Origin of the sequence: Acinetobacter sp. AOR12_HL (assembly GCF_027855275.1) — a bacterium.
In the GTDB taxonomy this organism is placed as follows: domain Bacteria; phylum Pseudomonadota; class Gammaproteobacteria; order Pseudomonadales; family Moraxellaceae; genus Acinetobacter; species Acinetobacter baumannii.
In genome coordinates, this window is sequence record NZ_JAKTIJ010000012.1 from 105822 (window position 1) to 125991 (window position 20170).

A 20170-nucleotide genomic window follows, 5' to 3' on the forward strand; every position below is an offset into this window, starting at 1 on the left:
TTAAGACTTCCTTAGTTGATACCATGGAGTAAATCGGTTTCCAATCACACGCACCAATGTACTGCTAAACATACCTAACGCTCCTATTAGCACCATGCCAACCACGATATTGCTATAGTTTTGCAAGGTGAAAGATTCCCATGTGAAGTATCCAATTCCATGTTGCCCCGAAATCATTTCGGCAGTCACTAAACAGAACCAGCAAGTACCCATTCCAATGGATAAACCAGTAATAATATTCGGTAATGCCCCCGGAATAATGACTTCATGAATAATGGCAAGATCAGAAGCACCCAGACTTTTCGCTGACGCAACGAGCCTTGGGTCAACTGCACCAACGCCATGTACGGTGTTTAATAAAATTGGAAATAAAGCCCCAATAAAGGTAATAAAAATCATGGAAGCTTCTGAGGATGGAAAAATCAGAATTGCTAAAGGAATCCATGCAACTGCTGGTATTGGACGTAATACTTCTAATGGTGGCATTAGAAAGGCAGCCAGTTTTTGATAACGTCCTGCCAACAAACCAATACCTACACCAATTAGAGCCGCAAGCACAAAACCAATCACTACACGAAACACACTAGATTCAACATGTTCAAATGCAGCGCTGAGTTGAAAAAAAGCCCATAGCGCATGAATGACATCTAAAGGTGTCGGGACATTGCTAAAGTTCACAAAGCCTAAATTTATTTTAAACTGAGCAAGTCCTTGCCAAATGACTATCCAAAAAGCTATAGATGTGAAAGCAATCACATGGCTTTTTAAACGCGCTGGATATGATCTCAACTGCTGAAAAAATTTAGTCAAAAATGTACTTTGGTTTTTAGGTTTTGTTTGGACCAAACTACTCATTCGTCACCTCCTGATCATTAGGTAAGACAACACATCAGCTCTGTTTTACAAGCTGAATAGCTTTAAAGTCATATACTTTTCCACCCTGTTGTTTAGCCCATTTTTCAGCATCATCTTTTAATAAAAAGGCTTGAATTTGTCCTGCTTTGTCTGTGGCATACCATGCTAAATTAGCAAGTAACTTAATGTCGGACTGATGATCTTGGCTATAAACCACACGCACCATTTTTCCATCGGCTTGTATTTTCTTTAAATCAGAAAAAGCATGCTCAGGCGTTTCGTAGCTACGCACTTTTTCTTCACCCTTTACCCAAATTTGAGTTACCCGATCAAATGTTTTGATGGGTTGGCCCGTTAAAGCGTCATTGGCAACCAAAGGTGATTTTGCATAGTCGGCCAGTTGCTGGCTGTAATTAAGTCCAGATGCTTGAAATGCATCCTTAATGTATTGATCATCAATAAATTTATTTACATCAAGCGTACCGTCGTTTTTGCCTAAAACTTTTAAGGTATCTATCGCAATTTGAGTCGCTTTTCGATATTCAGGTTTCCACGTTAAGTCACGAGTTTGCAGACCTAAAGGGCCATGAAATAGATAAACAACTTCGGCAGGAATACCTGTTTTTTCAGCAATAAGTTCACTATATTTTTCTGGTTGTTCCTGAATCAGACGATTCGCTTCAATAGTTGCTTGTAAATAAGCTTTTATGACTTCGGGATGCTGCTGTGCATAATCCTTGCTGGCAAGCGAACCATGAAATGTCGGTGATTTTGCTTGTGAACCATCATAGATTTTTTTAGCAAAACCTTGGTAAGCAAATAACTCTCCGAATGGCACGAAGTCAGCATGTGCAGCAATCTTATGACTTTTTAACGCAGGCCCTGCCACTTCTGGCGCCTGAGCAATCACTTTAATATCCTTATCAAGTTGCCAACCTTCAGCTTGAATTGCTCGCAATAATAGTCCGTGAGCAGTTGAGGCAAAAGGTACAGAAATAGTCTGCCCCTTTAGCTCTTTAAGTGAAGTGACTTTTGAGTCAATTGCAACAACAATCGCATTACCGCTACCATTAATACTGCCCGACAATGGCGCTAAAAATATGCTTTCTTTTCCAGCTTTTTTAAATGCCGCTAAATTATTAACCGCAGGAAAGTCAGCCATTGCTCCCAAATCTAAACGCCCAGCCACCATCTCACTGGTAAGTGGTGCACCAGAGGTAAAGTTTTTCCATTGAATGTCATATTTAACATGTTTGTATTTACCATCTTTAGGTAAATATTTTGGTAATAGATTCAATTCACGAATCAGCAACCCACCTGTTGCACAGTTAATGGTTGTGTCTTGCGTACCAATCGCTACACGAACAGTTTCTGTTTTACTGCCGCACCCCAAAGTGCCGAGTACCATGGCACCAATTAAGCTACTGAGTAATAATTTTTTATTGATCAATTTATTTTGTCTCATGTTGAGTATTCCAAATTAATTATTTGAGTAGGTATGGGATGTTTACTTTGACTGCATCCGTTGGGCAGTCTTTTTCACAAGGCATGCAGTACCAACATTCATCAAATTGCATATAAGCTTTTTGGGTTATTGGATCGATTGCCAATAAGTCCATTGGACAAACATCTACACAGACGGTGCATCCTTTATCAGCAATACATTTATCTTCATCGATAATGACGGGTGCGACAGTACGGTGCTGAACTTCTTTAAAAATAAAAGCCATGATTTAAATTCCTGATTTATTTAGTCTGCTAGAGCAACATCTTTTTGAATACGTAAACGGTCATACGACACAGCTTCATCTTGATTAATCGAAACTACATAAGGCTCGATTTGTTTTTTGAAACTGACCATGTTGCCGTGTTCATCTTTTTTCAAATGCGCGTGACAAAACCAATCCGAGTTATTTTTTTGAGGGAAATCTGCCCTATAGTGGTACAGTCCCCAGCGGCTTTCTTCTCTAAACAGTGAAGCTCGGGCTGCCATTTCCGCACAGTCTCGAATAAAAGAAACTTCAGCAGCACGCATCAACTCATGCGGGTTTCTTGCAGAAATTCGCTTAATATCCTGTTTAATTTCTTCAAAACGCTTGAGCCCAATTTGCATTTTTTGGCGAGTTTTAGGGGGCTGCAAATAGTCATTTACAAAACGGCGCAGCTTATATTCCACTTGTTCTGGAGGTAAACCTTCTGAGCAATTCAGTGGCGCAAATATTCGAGCTTTTTCTGCTTCTATTTCGCTTTGGTTTAATTCGCTATCTTCAATTGCATTCACATATTGCGCGGCATTTACACCTGCAAACCAACCATAGGTAAATGCACCAAGCATATAGTTATGAGGTACAGCCGCCATATCGCCAGCACTGTATAATCCTTTAACTGAAGTCTCGGCTTTTTCATTGACCCATACGCCAGAAGCACTGTGTCCACTACAAAAACCAATTTCTGAAATATGCATTTCCACCATATCTTGACGGTAATTGGTTCCTCGGCCTTCATGGAAACGACCACGGCTTGGGCGCTCATTGGTATGCAAGATTTCTTCGATGGTTTGAATGGTTTCTTCGGCCAGATGATCTACTTTTAAATAAACAGGGCCATTACCACTTTCCAGTTCTTGGTAAAACTCCCACATCATTTGACCACTCCAGTAGTCACATTCAATGAAACGTTCACCTTTACTATTGGCGGTATAACCTCCTAAAGGTCCGGTCACATAGGCACAAGCTGGACCGTTATAGTCTTTAATTAGAGGATTAATTTGGAAGCATTCTAAGTTAGCAAGCTCAGCACCTGCATGGTATGCCATTGCATAGCCGTCACCTGCATTGGTTGGGTTTTCATAAGTGCCCATTAAATAGCCGGAAGCTGGCAAACCTAAACGCCCTGCGGCACCACAACATAAAATGGCAGCTTTCGTTTTAATGACATAGAAATCGCCACTACGACAGTCGAAACCAAGTACACCATTGATTGCACCTTGCTCATTTTTTAAAAGCTTTGTGGTGACAATCCGATTATTAATTTTGACTTGAGCACGCTTTAACTGACGATATAAAACTTTTTTAACGTCATGGCCTTCGGGCATTGGTAAAACATATGCACCCATGTGATGTACTTTTTTTACTGCAAATTCGCCTGTCTCATCTTTTTCGAACTTAATGCCCCATTGATCGAGTTGTTGAATAGTTTTGAAACTATGCTTTGCATATGCATATACAGTGGTTTGGTTAACTACCCCATCGTTGGCTATCGTAATTTCTTTGGTGTATTGCTCAGGTGTTGCATAGCCCGGAATGACAGCATTATTCAGACCGTCCATTCCCATTGAAATCGCCCCACTACGTTTTACATTCGCTTTTTCAATCAGCAAGACTTTTAAATTCGGGTTTTCTTGTTTTGCTTTAATCGCAGCCATTGGTCCAGCAGTTCCACCACCAATAACCACAATATCGAACTCAAGATATTTAGTTTCCATTGAATATTCCTTATTTTTATTTGAGTTATTAACGATGAATACGTAAACGGTACTGGAAGGTATCGCCCGAGAAATAGAGATATTCATAGTCAATCGGTTGACCATTTGCATCATGAGTCAAACGTTCGACCCGTAATACCGGAGTTCCGATTTCGACTTGCAACAAAGCCGCTAATTCTTCATCCGCTACCGTGGCATCAATGCTTAAATCCGCATGTCCCAAAGGAATATCGCACTCTTGCTCTAATGCCTTAAAAATATCGGTTGTACGTAAATCAATCGCTTTTTCTTTAAGCTTCAAACCAATATGTTCAGGCAAATAAGTCAACTCATACGACACTGGCTGACGGTTGAGTAAACGGACACGTTGAATTTCATACACATTGGCTTTAACTGGTAACTTTAATTTGGGTACAACATGCATCGGGACCTGCTTAAGCTCGGCGGAGATGACACGGTTTAAAATTTCGTGACCAGCAGATGACATTGCTTCTGCAAAACCCTGCAAACTTGAGATGTTCTGGAACGTTTTTGGCTTGCTTACAAAGGTCCCTTTACCTGGCACCTTAAAAATATAGCCTTCCAACTGTAATTGATTGAGTGCTTGGCGAACTGTGATTCGGCTTACACCGAACTGTTCAGCAAACTCATTTTCAGATGGAATTTGGCTCAGCACGGCATATTCACCATTTACAATTTTGTTAAGGATGAGTTCCCTTAACTGATCGTAAAGAGGCTTGTGATTTTTGGGATCTTGGGGTAGCTGGCTCACGGCTCACAACCTGTTATAACAACTTGAGCAAATAATGTTTAAAATGTTTCAGCTTTGGAAATAATTTAAAGCGATAACTTTAGTTAAAAAAATAATTTCATTTAATATCAACAAATTAATAAATAGTTATCTATAAAAGTTGAATGGTTATCATAAAAAATACATTTGTGTTTGTTATGCTATAAAACATACTCCGTTATGCCATAAACGTAAAAATTAATATTATTTTTTAGGGGATAATATGCAACAAAAACAATTAAATACCCCTGATGATTCAGTGGAACAAGTCAACTTCTGGCAAGCCTTCTTATTTTGGCTCAAGCTTGGTTTTATTAGCTTTGGGGGGCCAGCTGGACAAATCGCTGTGATGCATCAGGAACTGGTTGAACAAAAGCGCTGGATATCAGAAAAAAGATTTTTACATGCACTGAACTACTGCATGTTGTTACCCGGACCTGAAGCGCAGCAGTTAGCAACCTACATTGGTTGGCTTATGCATAGAACTGTGGGAGGATTGGTTGCAGGTATTCTATTTGTATTACCCTCTTTATTTATTTTAATTGGGCTATCTTGGGTTTATATAAAATTTGGAGATGTGCCTGTTATTGCAGGTATTTTTTACGGGATAAAGCCTGCCGTCACTGCAATTGTCTTTCATGCAACTTACCGTATAGGTAGTCGTTCGCTTAAAAATAAGTTTTTATGGGTCGTCGCGATTGCAGCGTTTTTTGCCATTTTTGTCTTAAAACTTCCTTTCCCGCTTATCGTTCTATCAGCTGGTATTGCTGGCTATTTAGCGAGTAAAAAGTACCCAGAACTATTTTCCTCAGCGGCTGGACATAAAGCCAGTCAAAAAGATTATGGTCCGGCATATATTGATGATGATACCCCAACACCAGAGCACGCTAAATTCCATTGGTCACGGTTAGCCAGACTTATTTTTGTGGCAATCGCTTTATGGTTATTGCCAATTTTAGCTTTAGGCGCATATTTTGGATGGCATCATTCCTATACCCAAATGGCTTGGTTTTTCACTAAAGCTGCGCTGCTTACGTTTGGGGGCGCTTACGCGGTTTTACCTTATGTCTATCAGGGGGCTGTCAATCATTTTGGATGGCTTTCACCTACACAAATGATTGATGGATTGGCACTTGGTGAAACTACACCCGGTCCACTGATTATGGTCGTTGCCTTTGTTGGTTTTTTAGGAGGTGTAAATCATTCATTACTAGGCTCTGAGCATTTATTTTTTGCTGGAGCACTCGGTGCAGTCATTGTGACTTGGTTTACCTTTCTATTTTCATTTGTCTTTATTTTTGCGGGTGCGCCCATTATTGAGTCTACACATAACGAAATTAAATTTACTGCACCCCTTACTGCCATTACTGCAGCTGTGGTCGGCGTCATTTTAAATTTAGCACTATTTTTTAGTTATCACGTGTTATGGCCACAAGGCTTTTCAGGCCATTTTGATGCTATTGCAGCAATAATTACTGCTGCAGCATTTATTGCTTTATTCCGATTTAACATTAATGTGCTATATGTCATTTTTGCTTCAGCCCTGGTTGGGCTCGCTGTCACTTTCTTCTAGTTATTTACTGATTGAATTGATTTTTCAAAATCATAATCTCAATAAGGCCGAACAGCCCCATTACTGTTCGGCTATTTATATTTTTAGCCTGCTAACTGTGCAATTTGCGCTGCTGCATTATCTAAGGCAGCTTGACGTGCTTCTGGTCCGAAAGCGATCCCTTCCGCGCGCACAAAAGTGATATCAGTCACCCCAATAAAATTGAAAAACGCTTTGATATATGTTTCTTGATAGTCTAAAGCTTCAGCTGGTGAACCTTCTGAATACACACCACCACGTGAAGAAGCAATAATGACACGTTTCCCCTCTACTAAACCTTGAGGACCATTTTCCGTATAACGGAATGTTTTTCCAGCAACAGATAGTCGGTCAAGCCACGCTTTTAACTGTGATGGGAAGCTGAAGTTATACATAGGTGCGCCAATTACAACGATATCTGACGATAAGAACTCATCCAAATATTGGGTGTTTCGTGCAACACGTTGTTGCGCTGTTTCATTATTAGGTTCAACACCTTGCCATGCTAAAAACTCAGCATCAGACAAATGAGGAATTGGCTCTAAAGCAAAATCGTGATGAATAATTTCTGCATCTGGATAAGCTGTGCTGAGCTGACGAATAACAGATGAGGTGAGTTGGCGGCTAACAGACTGCTCACCTAAAATACTTGTGTCAATTTGAAGTAGTTTCATCGCTTATACCTACAGTATAAAATTGTTACTTGAGCTAATTATGTTACTACTATTATTCTTATGCACAAGAAGGCACATTTAGGGAACCAAGTAATATGACTGTAACCATACCTCATGATATCCAAAGTTCAGATTGCCAAAGAGTTAGTCAAGTGTTGGCTAGAGTTGGAGAGAAATGGAGTATACTCATTGTAATGACACTTGCATCACATCCTCATCGCTTTTCTGAAATAAAGAAACGTATCAATGGAATATCGCAGCGTATGCTTACATTATGTTTGCGTGGTTTAGAACGAGATGGGTTGGTTAAACGTACGGTTTATCCTGTAGTTCCACCTCATGTTGAATATGAATTAACTCCACTGGGCCATTCACTTACAGAACCTGTAATTGCTTTAGGCCAATGGGCTCAGCAGCATATTGCAGATATTGATGCGGCAAGAGCTGCATTTGATGCAGCTCAGGAGAAATCAATTACATTAGACACTTAACGTAACTGCGAAGGACTCATGCCATAAAATTGTTTAAAGCGATGACTTAAGTGACTTGCTGAACTAAACCCACATACTAGGGCAATATCTTGCAAAGAAAGCTGAGATGACTGAATTAGTCCTTTGGCCTTAGTTAAGCGTCTTTGCATGACATATTGGTGAGGCGCCATATTCATGGACTGTTTAAACATATGAGCAAAATGGTATTCGCTTAAATTCACAACATTCGCCAAATCAGACAAAGTGAGTGCCTGATCTAGATGATCTTCAATCCATTCCTGAATATATTTGAGTTTATGGGGTGCCAGGCCGCCCTTGATAGTAGGCTGTTGCCATTGAACACTACTATATTTTCGAATTAAGTGATTCAACAATAAACTTGCCGTTGTACTCATTTGCAAATGATTTGAAGAATCTTGCCAATCGCAATCTAATAAGAAAAATTGATATAACGCCCGAATCCGTTCATCATCATTAAATACAACTTCGTTTAGTTCAATTTGATTCGGCTCTTTGTCCCATATTTTTTCAGCAACATCACGCAAATGTTGGTCGGTGTAGTACAAGTGGACAAATTTAAGCCCACCACGTATGTCCCAAGTCGACTCCTGATGCTCGGGCAATAGGCAAAAACGTCCTGGTCCACCGCCATTTTTCCAGCCCGCAGGTGTTTTTTGATAGCTTTCATAGCCATCTTGAATATAAAGACTTAAAGTGTGGTGATCGCTACAGACACTTACACGATCTTGCTGATTAGACCAAAATGCAAGTTGCATATTTTCATCAAGCACCACAGTTTCGTGAAGCTTGGCTTTAGACTGCTGCAGCTGTTCTAAAGTTTGATAAGCCATGCAAAATTAAAACGAATATGATTGAGCTTAAGTTAACCATATTCAGCAAAATTCAGCTAGTTTAGATCTATAAAAAACGCAAGATCTTGCATGTACAACACAAGAATATATACGTGAAAAATTAAGCATTCCTAGATACTTAAGTTTGGTAATTGAGGATGAAGTTATGAATATTTTACTCTATGTTGCGGTGGTGTTGATTTGGGGAACAACATGGATTGGAATTGCCGTTCAAAGCCATTATGCAACACCCGTTGTCGCAATTTTATGGCGTTTTGCTATTTCAGCCTTATTACTTTGGGTTGTTTTACTATTTTCAGGAAAATTACAGCGAATTGCTTTAAAAGATCACTTGTTTTGTATGCTGCAAGGCCTTTGCGTTTTTGGTCTAAACTTTATTTGTTTTTATACTGCGGTTAAATATTTAAATAGCGGTTTAGAGTCTGTCATTTTTTCGATGGCTGTTTTCTTTAATGCCATTAATGCGCTTATCTTTTTTAAGCAGAAACCTTCCCCAAACTTTGCACCAGCTGCACTTTTGGGCCTAAGTGGTATTATTTTACTGTTTTGGCACGATCTGATTAATAGCCAGTTTAATGCGCAGCTATTAATGGGTATTGGGTTATGTGCAATAGGCACTTACGGTTTTTCTTTAGGGAACATGATTAGTGTTAGACACCAAAAACGTGGCCTAAATATCTTTTCAACAAACTGTTATGCAATGACTTATGGTGCATTGGTGATGTTAATTCTGGCATTATTTACAGGACAAGATTTAATGCCGCCGATGAATTTCCCATTTTTAAGCTCGGTACTATACTTAGCTGTATTTGGCACGGTTATTGGGTTTTCAGCTTATTTTTCTCTGGTCGGACGAATTGGTGCAGCCAAAGCAGCCTATAGCACGTTGCTCTTTCCTTTAGTTGCTCTAACAGTTTCTACTTTCTTTGAAGGATATGAGTGGACTTTAAATGCTGTATTTGGAATTTTACTCATCTTACTTGGTAACTACTTAATGTTTAGTAAGTTTGAAATTGGAAAGAAGTTATTTAGCAATCAAAAAAATTGTGAGAAGCAGGCATAAAAGCCTGCTTTTTTTATAAATCATAATTAATTTTAGCAGCCCGTTTTTAGTATCAACTCGAAATCTTTTAAAGCTGCAGCGGCTGTGGCTAATGGCGCAGATGCCCCTCCACTGACAACAAATTCCCCCATTTCTTGCGTTAACACCCGAATACATTTATTAGAACCTTGCAGATGAGCAAACGGATGATTTGCTGGGACTAACCTTAATTCAACACCTGTTTGAATTTGCTGATTCTTAATATGAATAAAACCAACCAGACGAGGAATTACATTTTCTTTTTTCCAACCACGAATATGTTCAGCCGTAACGTGACTAATTCCTTGTCTTGGAATATCTTGAATTTTTACATCAGCCCCCAAAACAGTATTGGCTAGTATCGTAATTTTGGCAGCAGTATCCCATCCATCTACATCGAAAGAGCTGTCAGGTTCTGCAATCCCTTTTGTTTGAGCTTTTTCAAGAGATTCTGCAAATGCGCATTCGTGTTGCAACATATCATTTAAAATAAAATTTGTGGTACCTGTAAACACACCTTCTATTTCTAAAATTTGGCAACCAGCCAAGTTATATTCAAACAAATCAACAGTCGGTAAAGCTGCAGCAGTGGCACCGCTAAAAAATAGTTTTTTATTGTGCTGATGTGCCAAGTTAATTAGTTTTTTACCTTCTACGACTAAAGCACCTTTAGATACCGCAATCGCATGCATGCTATGTGTTAAAGCATAATTTAAATAAAATAGGCCTTTCCCACCTGTCACATAATCACTTGGTCCAGTCTCAATAATGACATCTGCTTGAACCTTTTTTAAAAACTTTTGCTCTGTTAGGCCTGCTTGATATTGTGTTTTATCTAGCCACTTTGAAGCTTGTAAACCTTCTTGGTCAATTAAGCCTGATGATGAGTTACAAACACCCACTAAACGGGCATCAATTTGATATTTTTGTTTATAGTATGTCGATCGATTTAAAAGAAGCTCTGCAATTTGTTGCCCAATCCGTCCAAAACCACAAATTGCCACGTTAATTCGCTTCATTTCACTTTCTCAAAAAATTAAATGGTTTAAATCAATTTTCCAAAGATAATTTTAATATCTCATCTTGGAAAAATTGCTATTTATAGAGAAGGTTAAAATACTATATCGCTCAGATATTTGTTAGATTAACAATCTTAATAACCATATAAATTGCGACAGCAAAAACCATTAAAGCAAAGACCTTTTGTACAATTGCAGACGGAATAAACCGAATAGCTCGGCGTCCTAATAACATACCGAATGCACATGCGAGCGCGAACGCACTAGTAATGGCGACTGGATAGTGAAAGCCCTCTGCAATATGCATCACAATACTCATGCCACTAATTAGGAAAATAATCATAAGTGAGGTTGCAACAATGCTATGCATATCCAAATTTGTGACTTTTCTAAGCGCGGGTACAATTACAAAGCCGCCTCCAACCCCTAACATCCCCGTTAAAAGCCCAGCAATAATCCCGATGCTTGCAAGCACACCACCAGTTTTAAAATTCCAGATAAAGCGTCCCGTACTTGGGTTGACCTGACACGGCGGGTTATGAAAATCTGAAACTCGGTTACTGATAAGTCGATAGCCCACTGTAAACATGACCAAGCTAAACATTAACATGAGCCAAATAGGTGAAATCGTGTTAGCTATTAAAATGCCGATATGTGCCATAGGAGCACCAATTAAGGCAATCCAGATCGCAGCACGATAACGAACAATCTTTTTAAATAAGCCTTCAATGGTTCCTATGAGAGTAGATAGCGCAACCGCCAATAACCCAATTGGCGCAGCTTGCGCCACGCTCCAGCCTTGACTGGTCATAAGCGCGGGTACAGCAAGAATGCCACCACCCGCACCGGTAAGACCAAGTAAAAAGCCAATCACAATGCCTTCAACGACAAGTAATAACATATTAAAAGCCTAAAATTGCATATACATCGTTTGCAGTAGACTGCTGGTTAATGAGTGAGTTGATCTCGTCTTCTTGCGAAGCTTTAGTCGCTTCTCAGGACAAAGGTTGCTTTGTTTATCCTCTTAACTCGAACATAGTTCTCGTCTTCTTGCGAAGCTTTAGTCGCTTCTCAGGATAAAGCGTTGCTTTACTTATCCTCTTCCACTCGAGCATAGCTCTCGCCTTGCGCTCGTACAAAGCGTTGCTTTGCTTAACCTCGCTCAGGTTTGACCATCCATTCGCGGCCTTTGAGCATGCCTTGCCAGTAAATCGGAGGTAAAATCTGCTCTTTAAGCAGCCATGCCAAACGAGATGGTTTTTGTCCATCAATCACCCATTTTGGAAAACTTGGAAGTAATTTGCCGCCGTAGCCAAACTCAGCCAGAACGATTTTTCCACGCTCTACTGTGAGTGGACATGAGCCATAGCCGTTGTACTCGCAGAAGTTTTGCTCACCTTTGAGCTGGGCTATAACATTAACCGCAACGATCGGAGCTTGTGCCCGTGCCGCAGCAGCAGTTTTGGCATTAGGCGCATTCATCACATCACCTAAAGCAAAAATATTGGCGTGCTGTGTGTGTTGTAGGGTTTGAGGATTCACACTCACCCAGCCGGCTTCATCAGTAAGAGTACTTGCACGAATAAAGTCTGGGGCTTGTTGCGGTGGAACAACATGCAACATATCGAAATCTGTTTCGACCAATGCTGCATTTTCATCGTTCACTACCTTAAACCATGCTTTTTTTGCAGGCCCATCTACTTTGACAAGTTGATGGTTAAAATGCAGTTCTGAACCATATTTTTCGACATATTGCATTAGTGCAGGTACATATTCCTTCACACCAAATAAAACACCGCCTGAGTTATAAAAATGAATAGAGATATCTTTAAGTTTGCCTTGCTTTAACCAGTAGTCGGCTGAAAGGTACATTGCTTTTTGAGGGGCACCGGCACACTTAATCGGCATAGGTGGCTGGGTAAAGATTGCTTTCCCACCCTTTAGCCATTGCACCAATTCCCATGTATACGGCGCTAAATCATAACGATAGTTAGACGTCACCCCATTTTTTCCTAAGGTTTCGACTAAACCTTCAATGCCATGCCAATTCAGTTTTAAACCGGGACAGACGACCAAAGCTTTATATTGAATGGGTTGGCATCCTTCCAAAATAATCTGATTATGCTCAGGGTCGAATCCAGCAACCGCAGCTTTCATCCATTTTACTTTTGAAGGTATCACACTTGTCATTGAGCGTGCGGTTACTTGTGATTTGAAAATACCGCCGCCAACCATGGTCCAGCCCGGTTGATAATAATGTGTATCTGCGGGATCAATAATGACAATATCTAAATGAGGTTCACGACATAAAAGACTAGACGCTACAGAAATTCCTGCTGCCCCAGCGCCAACAATCACAACGCTATAACAAGGAATTGTGGCTGGTTCATGATCACGTTTTAAAATACGTGGCACCAAGCCTTTTAAGTTAAACCCAAGCTTATTACCCGACTCAACTAACAGTGCTGCATCTTGTGGGGCAACTTCAGCCAAAGCCCACAAACTGATTGCACGCATACCAGAGCGACAATATGCTAAAACGGGCTTCTGAGCATTCTGATAAAGCTGCTTAAACTCGGTAACTTGTTGATCAGTAATTTTGCCACTGATAACGGGCTGGTAGATTACGTTTAGGCCATGTCGCTGAGCTGCTTCTTTAATTTCAATCACATTGGGTTGATCTGCACCTTCTCCATCTGGACGGTTACATATCAGAGTTTTTATTCCTTGGTCTGCAATTTTTACAATATCGTTGGCAGTAATCTGGCCAGCAACATAAAAATCTTGATTAACTCGTTTAAGTTCCATATTGCCACCTTATAATTGTGAAATTGAGCCGCAAGCCTGATTAGCAGGAAGTGCTTTATCGATTTGTTTTGGATATGGCAGATTTAAGTTATTCATTAATTCAATAAAATCTTCACGCGAGCGATTCTGACCTAGACGTGAATTATTTATGCGTTCATAACCAATTGTTGAAGATAGATGACCGTTATAATCGTGTCCCGGATACACAATAGTGCTGTCAGGTAAGCTGAAAAGTTGTTTATGAATACTGTCATAAAGTGTGCCTGCATTACCTTGTTGGAAATCGGTTCGACCGCATCCATCAATTAATAATGCATCACCAGTGAAAATCATGTTTCCAACTAGGTAACTCGTACAAGCATTGGTATGACCTGGTGTGTAACGCGCTTCAATACTGAGGTTGCCAACTTTAAGCATGCAACCATCAGTAATTAAAATATCTCCGCAACTTACTTCTGAGTTTCGGTGTAAAACCGATTTGCAATGGAAACGTTCACGAAGTAAATTTGCAGCGGTAATATGGTCTGCATGAACATGAGTATCTAAGGTATAGATGAGCGTAAATTGATGCTGCTCTAATTCTTTTGCATAAATCTCTATATCTGATGCAACTGGGTCAATTAAAACAGCCTCTCGTGTTTCTTCACACCCAAGCATATATGTATAAGTCGAACTTTCTTTTTCAAAAAACTGCTTAAAGAACATGATTTATACCCTAATAATTTATTTCTTTCCTATATTTTGCAAATAAGATGCCAATTATTTAAAATTAAATAATAAATATAAAAATCAAATATTTAAAACAACAAGTAAAATTAAAGTTAGAAAACAAACACAGCTTGATGTTCCTTTGAAACTCAAGTATGTTTCAATGAAACGATTGTGAAACAAAGATAATGGCAAAGTTAAATTTTGAGTTAGAACAGGATTTTTATATTTTATTTGAGCAGCTTAAAGCTCTATTCCCAAATGCGAGTCTGTTTTTAGCAGACACAACGACTCAAGCAATTCACTATAAATTTAATACAGACGATATTTCTGTAGAGAACATAGCAGCGCTTACTCAAGACCATCACAATCAATATCTTGAGATCAATACTCCTAAAATGAGAAAGCGATTTATCTATCAAGAACATGATATTTACATCGCAGAGCATCGAATTATCGGGAAATTGCATATTCTACAGCCCGTTAGCATAGAGAATGATATTGTTGATGAAGTAGAGCTCACAGAACAATTGCAAGACTTGGCTAAAATTTTCAATAGTTGTTCACCAGAAATGACTCGTATGTTTTCAATTATTCAAAGAGTGGCAATTACTGAGTTTCCAGTGCTCGTACGCGGTGAATCTGGTAGCGGTAAAGAACTGGTGGCACAAGCAATTCATGATTATAGCCAACGTAAAAATAAGATTTTTGTAGCGATTAACTGTGCAGCTCTTAATGCCAATATTCTAGAAAGTGAACTATTTGGGCATGTGAAAGGTGCTTTTACAGGAGCAATTCGTGACCATAAAGGCGTGTTTGAACGTGCCGCAGGTGGAACACTGTTTCTAGATGAAATTGCCGAGATTCCTTTAGAGCTTCAAGCTAAATTATTACGAGTGTTAGAAACAGGCGAGTTTACTCCAGTCGGTGGTGAAAAACCGATTCAGGCCAATGTCCGCATTATTACAGCCACACATAAAGCTTTACGCGAAGAGGCTAAGGCTGGGCGTTTCCGCCATGATTTACTCTACCGTTTGCGTGTGATTCCAATTTTTATACCACCACTCAGAGAGAGAAAAGTCGATATTCCTCTTATTGTCGATCAAATTTTAAAAGAGAGCTCCACTCAACTCGACACAATGCCTCGCCATGTTAATCAAAAAGCCATGCAAGTTTTATTGAACTATGACTGGCCGGGAAATGTTCGTGAGTTAAAAAACACCCTGCTTTATGCTTTAACCATGGCAAATGGTAAAGATGAAATTGAAGTTGAAGACTTACCAAATGAACTATTAAATGCAGAGGATTACGTTAAATTACCCGAGACAAATACAGAGCTTAGTCCAGAAAATGTGCAAGCCGCTTTAGAAAAATATAACCATAACCTGAATATGGTCGCGAATATTTTTGGAATTAGCCGCACTACTCTTTGGCGATACAGACAAAAGCATAAGCTTTAGCTAGGTATTTAGCTCATCTAAGGCGTATCATATTGCACTTGGTTAGGTTCGTTAGTTCAAAGGCTTTATATGATTGTTCGTGATAAAAGCAATGTATTTAAACTCTTATTTGCTTGGAAAGGAACAATTTTGCCGAAGGTTTTGCCTGCACTGAGTTTTGTGGTACTTATTTCAGCCTGTGTGGTCTGGCTCTCTTATTATCATTGGATTCAAATTCCTACCGTACCCGCGATCGGATTTACCATCTTTGGCGTGATTCTTTCGATTTGTACAGGTTTTAGAAATAACGCATGTTATGACCGTTGGTGGGAAGGCCGCAAGCTCTGGGGTGCTTTAATTGCCAATGCCAGACATATTGTTAGAGACAGCCATGTTTTATCTAATGAACAACGTGAACATTTAATTCATCAGGTCTTAATTTTTAGTAACTTGTTGCGTGATCGTTTACGTCAACAAACAGTCGAACCCACAAAATTTCTTGAGCATGCCTATTTAAATAACTCTTCACTTAATTATTTAAATGAGCATATTAATGCACCTCAATTTGTACTCGAAAATATTCAAAAAGATTTAGTCAAAGCTCTAAAAGACGGCGAAATTAGTGACATTATCTATGGCACTCTGACACGCCATATTGTTGAGCTAGGTAATATTCAAGCGGGTTGTGACCGTATTGCTGGGACACCTTTACCCTACTCATATTCAGTACTTTTGCACCGCGCCGTTTACTGTTTCTGTTTCATTCTACCATTTAGCCTTGAAGCAGCTTTAGGTATTTGGACACCGCTTATTGTGGGCTTAATCGCTTATATGTTTTTAGGTTTAGATGCGTTAAGTGCTCAAATTGAAGAACCTTTTGGTTTGCAAGAAAATGATTTACCGCTCGATTCTATTGTGCGTTTGATTGAACGTGAGTCTCTAAGTTCTTTAGGACAGCCATTACCCCCTATTATTGAAGCCCAAGACAACAATTTACTTTAATAAAAAAGAGCGAATCATCGCTCTTTTTTATAGGCTTAAGTGTCTATTTATGGATGTACAATAATCTTGACAGCTGACTCATTGTTATGAATTAAGGTTTCAAAACCTTGTGAAATCAAATCATCAAGTTGAATGCGCTGCGTAATAAAAGGTTCCAGATTTATTTTACCTTCTTCGACCAGTTTAATAGTCTCCTGATGGTCATTTACATAGGCAATTGTGCCTCGTACATCAAGCTCTTTCATTACTACACTATGCACATTAATTGATGCTGGATGGCTCCAAATCGAAACGATAACTATGACGCCTGTTGGTTTCACTGCCGCAACCAAAGTATCTAATACTTTGTTAACGCTACTACATTCAAACGCGACATCAACACCATCGCCATTGGTAATTTTCATAACCTCAGAAACAACATCAACTTCTGACGGGTCTAAAATATAATCTGCAACACCCGACTCTTTGGCTTTTTCTTTACGTTTGGCACTTAACTCAGTAATGATGACCTTAAGACCTTTCGCTTTTAAAATTGCCGAAAGCAACAAACCAATTGGACCTGCACCGCCAACCAGTGCAATATCACCAGCCTTTGCACCACTACGTACGAAAGCATGATGACCAACCGATAAAGGTTCAATTAAGGCTGCCTGATCCAGTGGAATTTTATTAGAAATTGGATGCACCCAACGGCGTTTAACCGCAATTTTTTCCGATAAACCACCACCACGACCGCCTAAACCAATGAAGTTCATATTTTTAGAAAGATGATAATTATCACCCGGTCCAGTCGGCACATCATCGGCCACAATATAAGGCTCTACGACGACATGCTGACCAATTTCAATATCATCAACACCTTCACCTACGGCGTAAACCACACCTGAAAATTCATGTCCCATGGTAATCGGTGCAGATTCACCTGAAATAGGATGCGGATGTCCACACGGTGGAATAAAAATTGGCCCTTCCATAAATTCGTGCAAATCTGTACCACAGATTCCACACCAAGCTACCTTAATGCCTACAGTGCCGGGAGTGACTTCTGGTTCAGGGATATCTTCAATACGAATATCACCTCTGTCATAAAAACGCGCTGCTTTCATTATTATCTCCCTCAAATCAGGATGTTGTTTTAGCGATAGACTATTCCGCCGTCCGTTAAAATGGATTGACCCGTTATATAGTCCGAATCTTCACTTGCCAGAAAAGCAACTAATGCAGCTACATCATCTGGTGTTTGGGCTCTACCTAAAGCAATGCCTTCTACATATTTTTTATAAGTTTCACCTATAGCGGCACCGGTAATTTCAGCAAAACGTTTATCAATTTCAACCCACATATCAGTTCCGACAATTCCGGGACAATATCCATTTACCGTAATACCGTGACTGGCATATTCTTTTGCCGCAGCTTGGGTAAGTGCTCGTACCGCAAATTTGGTTGCCGAGTAAATACCGAGTAAAGCAAATCCGTCGTGGCCTGCAATTGAGCAAGCATTAATGATTTTTCCTTTATGTTGGCGTTGCTTGAATTTTGCAGCAGCAGCCTGTATTCCCCACAGCACGCCACCAATATTAATATCAACAATTTTTTGGAATTCATCAGGTGTGATATCAGCAATCGCTTGAACTTGTGCAATTCCAGCGTTATTAATCATGACATCAAACCCACCAAGAGCCTGCTCAGCATGATTTATAGCAGCATACACTTGCTCGCGGTCACTTACATCAGCAATAAATGTGCTCGCATTTACACCTAAAGCTTGAATTTCCTGCTGCACATCGTTCAGTCGATCTTGTTTCATATCAACTAATGCAATATGTGCTCCTTCTTGCGCCAAGCGCAGGGCAATCCCACGGCCAATGCCTTGGGCTGCCCCAGTCACTAAAGCGACTTTATTTTGTAATCCCTTAACCATGTTCAACTCCTGTAAATGTAGAATTTCTACATATGAATCGCTCGTTGCATTGAAGCCAAAATGGATTCATGCATGGCTTCTGATAATGTTGGATGCGGGAAAATCACTTGAGCTAAACTTTCATCAGTTGCTTCTAGATATTTCGCAATCGCAAATCCTTGAATATGTTCGGTCACTTCATGGCCCACCATATGTGCACCAAGTAATTCACCCGTTTCTGCATGTACCACCGTTTTAACGAAACCTGACGCATCTCCAATTGCTAAAGCTTTACCATTTGCAGTTAAAGAAAACTTACCAATACGTATAGGTAGTTTCTTAGCTTTTGCTGCATTTTCCGTTAAACCAATACTTGCCACTTGTGGATGTGTAAAAATACAACCGGGTATCTGGCTACGGTCGAGTGAATGGACGTTTGCCACACCAGCGATTTTCTCGACACATACCATGGCTTCATGGCTCGCTTTATGAGCGAGACAAGGCGCTCCAGCAACATCACCAATGGCATAAAGCCCTGCTACGTTGGTTTTACAATAGTCATCAATTGCCACAAAACCTTGTGGATTGAGTTCTACACCTAAACGTTCTAGTCCTAGCCCTGTGGTATTCGGCTGTACACCAATTGCCGAAAGCACGCGGTCAAAAACAAGCGTTTGAACATCATTTGCCGTTTCAACCACACAGTGGACTTGCTCATTTTCAATCTGAATACTTTGAACGACAGCATCGGTTAAGACTTTCATACCTTTTTGTTCAAATTGTTTTCTGACAAATTGGGCAACTTCCACATCTTCAGTAGGTAAAATTTGTTTAGCCAAATCAATAAGGGTCACCTGACATCCCAAATCTTGATAAAGGCTAGCAAACTCACTACCAATTGCACCTGAACCTACAACCAGTAAACTTTTCGGTAACTGCTCTGGAACAAGCGCTTCTTTATAGCTCCAGACATATGTTCCATCGACAGGAAGTTGAGGAACATGTCGGGCTTTAGCTCCAGTTGCCAAAATGATATGTGGTGCACTCAAAGCCTGCCTATTACCTTGAGCATCTGTCACTTCAAGTTTTTCTTTTGCCGTAAGCTGAGCACGACCATTAAAAACCGTCACCTGATTCTTTTTCAGTAAGTAATCGATGCCTTGTACTAATTGAGCTGACACTTGTCGGCTATGTTGCACAAGCTTTTGAATATCAAAATCGAGTTGGGATACCTGAAAACCAAACTGTCCGGCATGTTTAAACTGGGTTGCGAGCTCTGCCCCTGCAAGCAAAGCTTTGGTTGGAATACAGCCCCAATTTAGACAAATCCCGCCTAAATGTCGCTCTTCTACAATTGCGGTTTTTAACCCGAGCTGGGCTGCACGAATTGCAGCCACATACCCACCCGGTCCCGCGCCAATCACAATTAAATCAAATTGAGCTTCTGACATGCGGG

The 20170-nt window shown here is 40.0% G+C and carries 19 protein-coding genes; 5 read left to right on the forward strand and 14 right to left on the reverse strand.

Annotation, left to right across the window (positions count from 1 at the left end; genetic code table 11):
- Genes MKL36_RS04755 through MKL36_RS04775 form a run of 5 tightly spaced genes read right to left on the reverse strand, consistent with a single transcriptional unit; the run spans position 1 to position 5111 of the window.
- Positions 1–855, reverse strand: coding sequence for an ABC transporter permease (locus MKL36_RS04755; protein WP_000097139.1), 855 nt, complete (start codon positions 853–855; stop codon positions 1–3).
- Positions 856–889: 34 nt separating this feature from the next.
- On the reverse strand, positions 890–2320 hold the full coding sequence (locus MKL36_RS04760; RefSeq protein ID WP_021510777.1) for an ABC transporter substrate-binding protein: 1431 nt from the start codon (positions 2318–2320) through the stop codon (positions 890–892).
- A gap of 19 nt (positions 2321–2339) precedes the next feature.
- Positions 2340–2585 carry a 4Fe-4S dicluster domain-containing protein gene (locus MKL36_RS04765; protein ID WP_004739001.1) on the reverse strand — a complete coding sequence of 82 codons (246 nt, stop codon included), beginning with the start codon at positions 2583–2585 and terminating at the stop codon, positions 2340–2342.
- 20 nt (positions 2586–2605) lie between these two features.
- Positions 2606–4339, reverse strand: a complete 1734-nt coding sequence (locus MKL36_RS04770; protein ID WP_021510778.1) for a fumarate reductase/succinate dehydrogenase flavoprotein subunit — start codon at positions 4337–4339, stop codon at positions 2606–2608.
- Positions 4340–4367: 28 nt separating this feature from the next.
- Positions 4368–5111: a GntR family transcriptional regulator gene (locus MKL36_RS04775; protein ID WP_000080819.1), complete on the reverse strand. Its 744-nt coding sequence runs from the start codon at positions 5109–5111 to the stop codon at positions 4368–4370.
- 241 nt (positions 5112–5352) lie between these two features.
- Between MKL36_RS04775 and chrA the strand changes: the two genes are divergently transcribed.
- On the forward strand, positions 5353–6702 hold the full coding sequence (gene chrA / locus MKL36_RS04780; RefSeq protein WP_021510779.1) for a chromate efflux transporter: 1350 nt from the start codon (positions 5353–5355) through the stop codon (positions 6700–6702).
- Between the two features lie 83 nt (positions 6703–6785).
- Here chrA and MKL36_RS04785 read toward each other — a convergent pair whose 3' ends face one another.
- Positions 6786–7394, reverse strand: a complete 609-nt coding sequence (locus tag MKL36_RS04785; RefSeq protein ID WP_000771649.1) for an FMN-dependent NADH-azoreductase — start codon at positions 7392–7394, stop codon at positions 6786–6788.
- Between the two features lie 95 nt (positions 7395–7489).
- Between MKL36_RS04785 and MKL36_RS04790 the strand changes: the two genes are divergently transcribed.
- Positions 7490–7885: a winged helix-turn-helix transcriptional regulator gene (locus MKL36_RS04790; RefSeq protein ID WP_079747754.1), complete on the forward strand. Its 396-nt coding sequence runs from the start codon at positions 7490–7492 to the stop codon at positions 7883–7885.
- Here the strand turns inward: MKL36_RS04790 and MKL36_RS04795 are convergent.
- Positions 7882–8736: a helix-turn-helix domain-containing protein gene (locus tag MKL36_RS04795; RefSeq protein ID WP_000331400.1), complete on the reverse strand. Its 855-nt coding sequence runs from the start codon at positions 8734–8736 to the stop codon at positions 7882–7884. The two genes, MKL36_RS04790 and MKL36_RS04795, sit on opposite strands and share 4 nt — an antisense overlap.
- Before the next feature lie 166 nt (positions 8737–8902).
- Here MKL36_RS04795 and MKL36_RS04800 point away from each other — a divergent pair, with 166 nt between their 5' ends.
- Positions 8903–9820, forward strand: coding sequence for a DMT family transporter (locus tag MKL36_RS04800; RefSeq protein WP_270908983.1), 918 nt, complete (start codon positions 8903–8905; stop codon positions 9818–9820).
- 32 nt (positions 9821–9852) lie between these two features.
- On the opposite strand, the gene MKL36_RS04805 is transcribed toward MKL36_RS04800, so the two are convergent.
- The 4 genes from MKL36_RS04805 to MKL36_RS04825 form a co-directional block, all read right to left on the reverse strand.
- The gene (locus MKL36_RS04805) at positions 9853–10857 is read right to left on the reverse strand and encodes a homoserine dehydrogenase (RefSeq protein WP_021510783.1); all 1005 of its coding nucleotides are present in this window, start codon (positions 10855–10857) and stop codon (positions 9853–9855) included.
- Between the two features lie 109 nt (positions 10858–10966).
- Positions 10967–11758: a sulfite exporter TauE/SafE family protein gene (locus MKL36_RS04810; RefSeq protein WP_000925653.1), complete on the reverse strand. Its 792-nt coding sequence runs from the start codon at positions 11756–11758 to the stop codon at positions 10967–10969.
- Between the two features lie 251 nt (positions 11759–12009).
- A complete protein-coding gene (locus tag MKL36_RS04815) occupies positions 12010–13665 on the reverse strand; it encodes a TIGR01244 family sulfur transferase (RefSeq protein WP_021510784.1) in 1656 nt (551 codons plus the stop codon).
- Between the two features lie 9 nt (positions 13666–13674).
- The gene (locus MKL36_RS04825; protein ID WP_021510785.1) at positions 13675–14370 is read right to left on the reverse strand and encodes an MBL fold metallo-hydrolase; all 696 of its coding nucleotides are present in this window, start codon (positions 14368–14370) and stop codon (positions 13675–13677) included.
- Between the two features lie 191 nt (positions 14371–14561).
- Here MKL36_RS04825 and MKL36_RS04830 point away from each other — a divergent pair, with 191 nt between their 5' ends.
- Together MKL36_RS04830 and MKL36_RS04835 are read left to right on the forward strand one after the other, a co-directional pair.
- Positions 14562–15833, forward strand: a complete 1272-nt coding sequence (locus MKL36_RS04830; RefSeq protein WP_021510786.1) for a sigma-54 interaction domain-containing protein — start codon at positions 14562–14564, stop codon at positions 15831–15833.
- A gap of 69 nt (positions 15834–15902) precedes the next feature.
- Positions 15903–16814 (forward strand): bestrophin family protein, encoded by a 912-nt coding sequence (locus MKL36_RS04835; RefSeq protein ID WP_000637002.1) that lies wholly within the window; start codon positions 15903–15905, stop codon positions 16812–16814.
- A gap of 47 nt (positions 16815–16861) precedes the next feature.
- On the opposite strand, the gene MKL36_RS04840 is transcribed toward MKL36_RS04835, so the two are convergent.
- Genes MKL36_RS04840 through lpdA form a run of 3 tightly spaced genes read right to left on the reverse strand, consistent with a single transcriptional unit; the run spans position 16862 to position 20165 of the window.
- Entirely contained in the window at positions 16862–17920 is a 1059-nt protein-coding gene (locus MKL36_RS04840; RefSeq protein WP_000642313.1) for a 2,3-butanediol dehydrogenase, read from the reverse strand.
- Between the two features lie 29 nt (positions 17921–17949).
- Positions 17950–18735, reverse strand: a complete 786-nt coding sequence (locus MKL36_RS04845) for an acetoin reductase (RefSeq protein ID WP_021510787.1) — start codon at positions 18733–18735, stop codon at positions 17950–17952.
- 26 nt (positions 18736–18761) lie between these two features.
- Positions 18762–20165, reverse strand: coding sequence for a dihydrolipoyl dehydrogenase (lpdA, locus tag MKL36_RS04850; protein ID WP_021510788.1), 1404 nt, complete (start codon positions 20163–20165; stop codon positions 18762–18764).
- Positions 20166–20170: the final 5 nt, after the last annotated feature.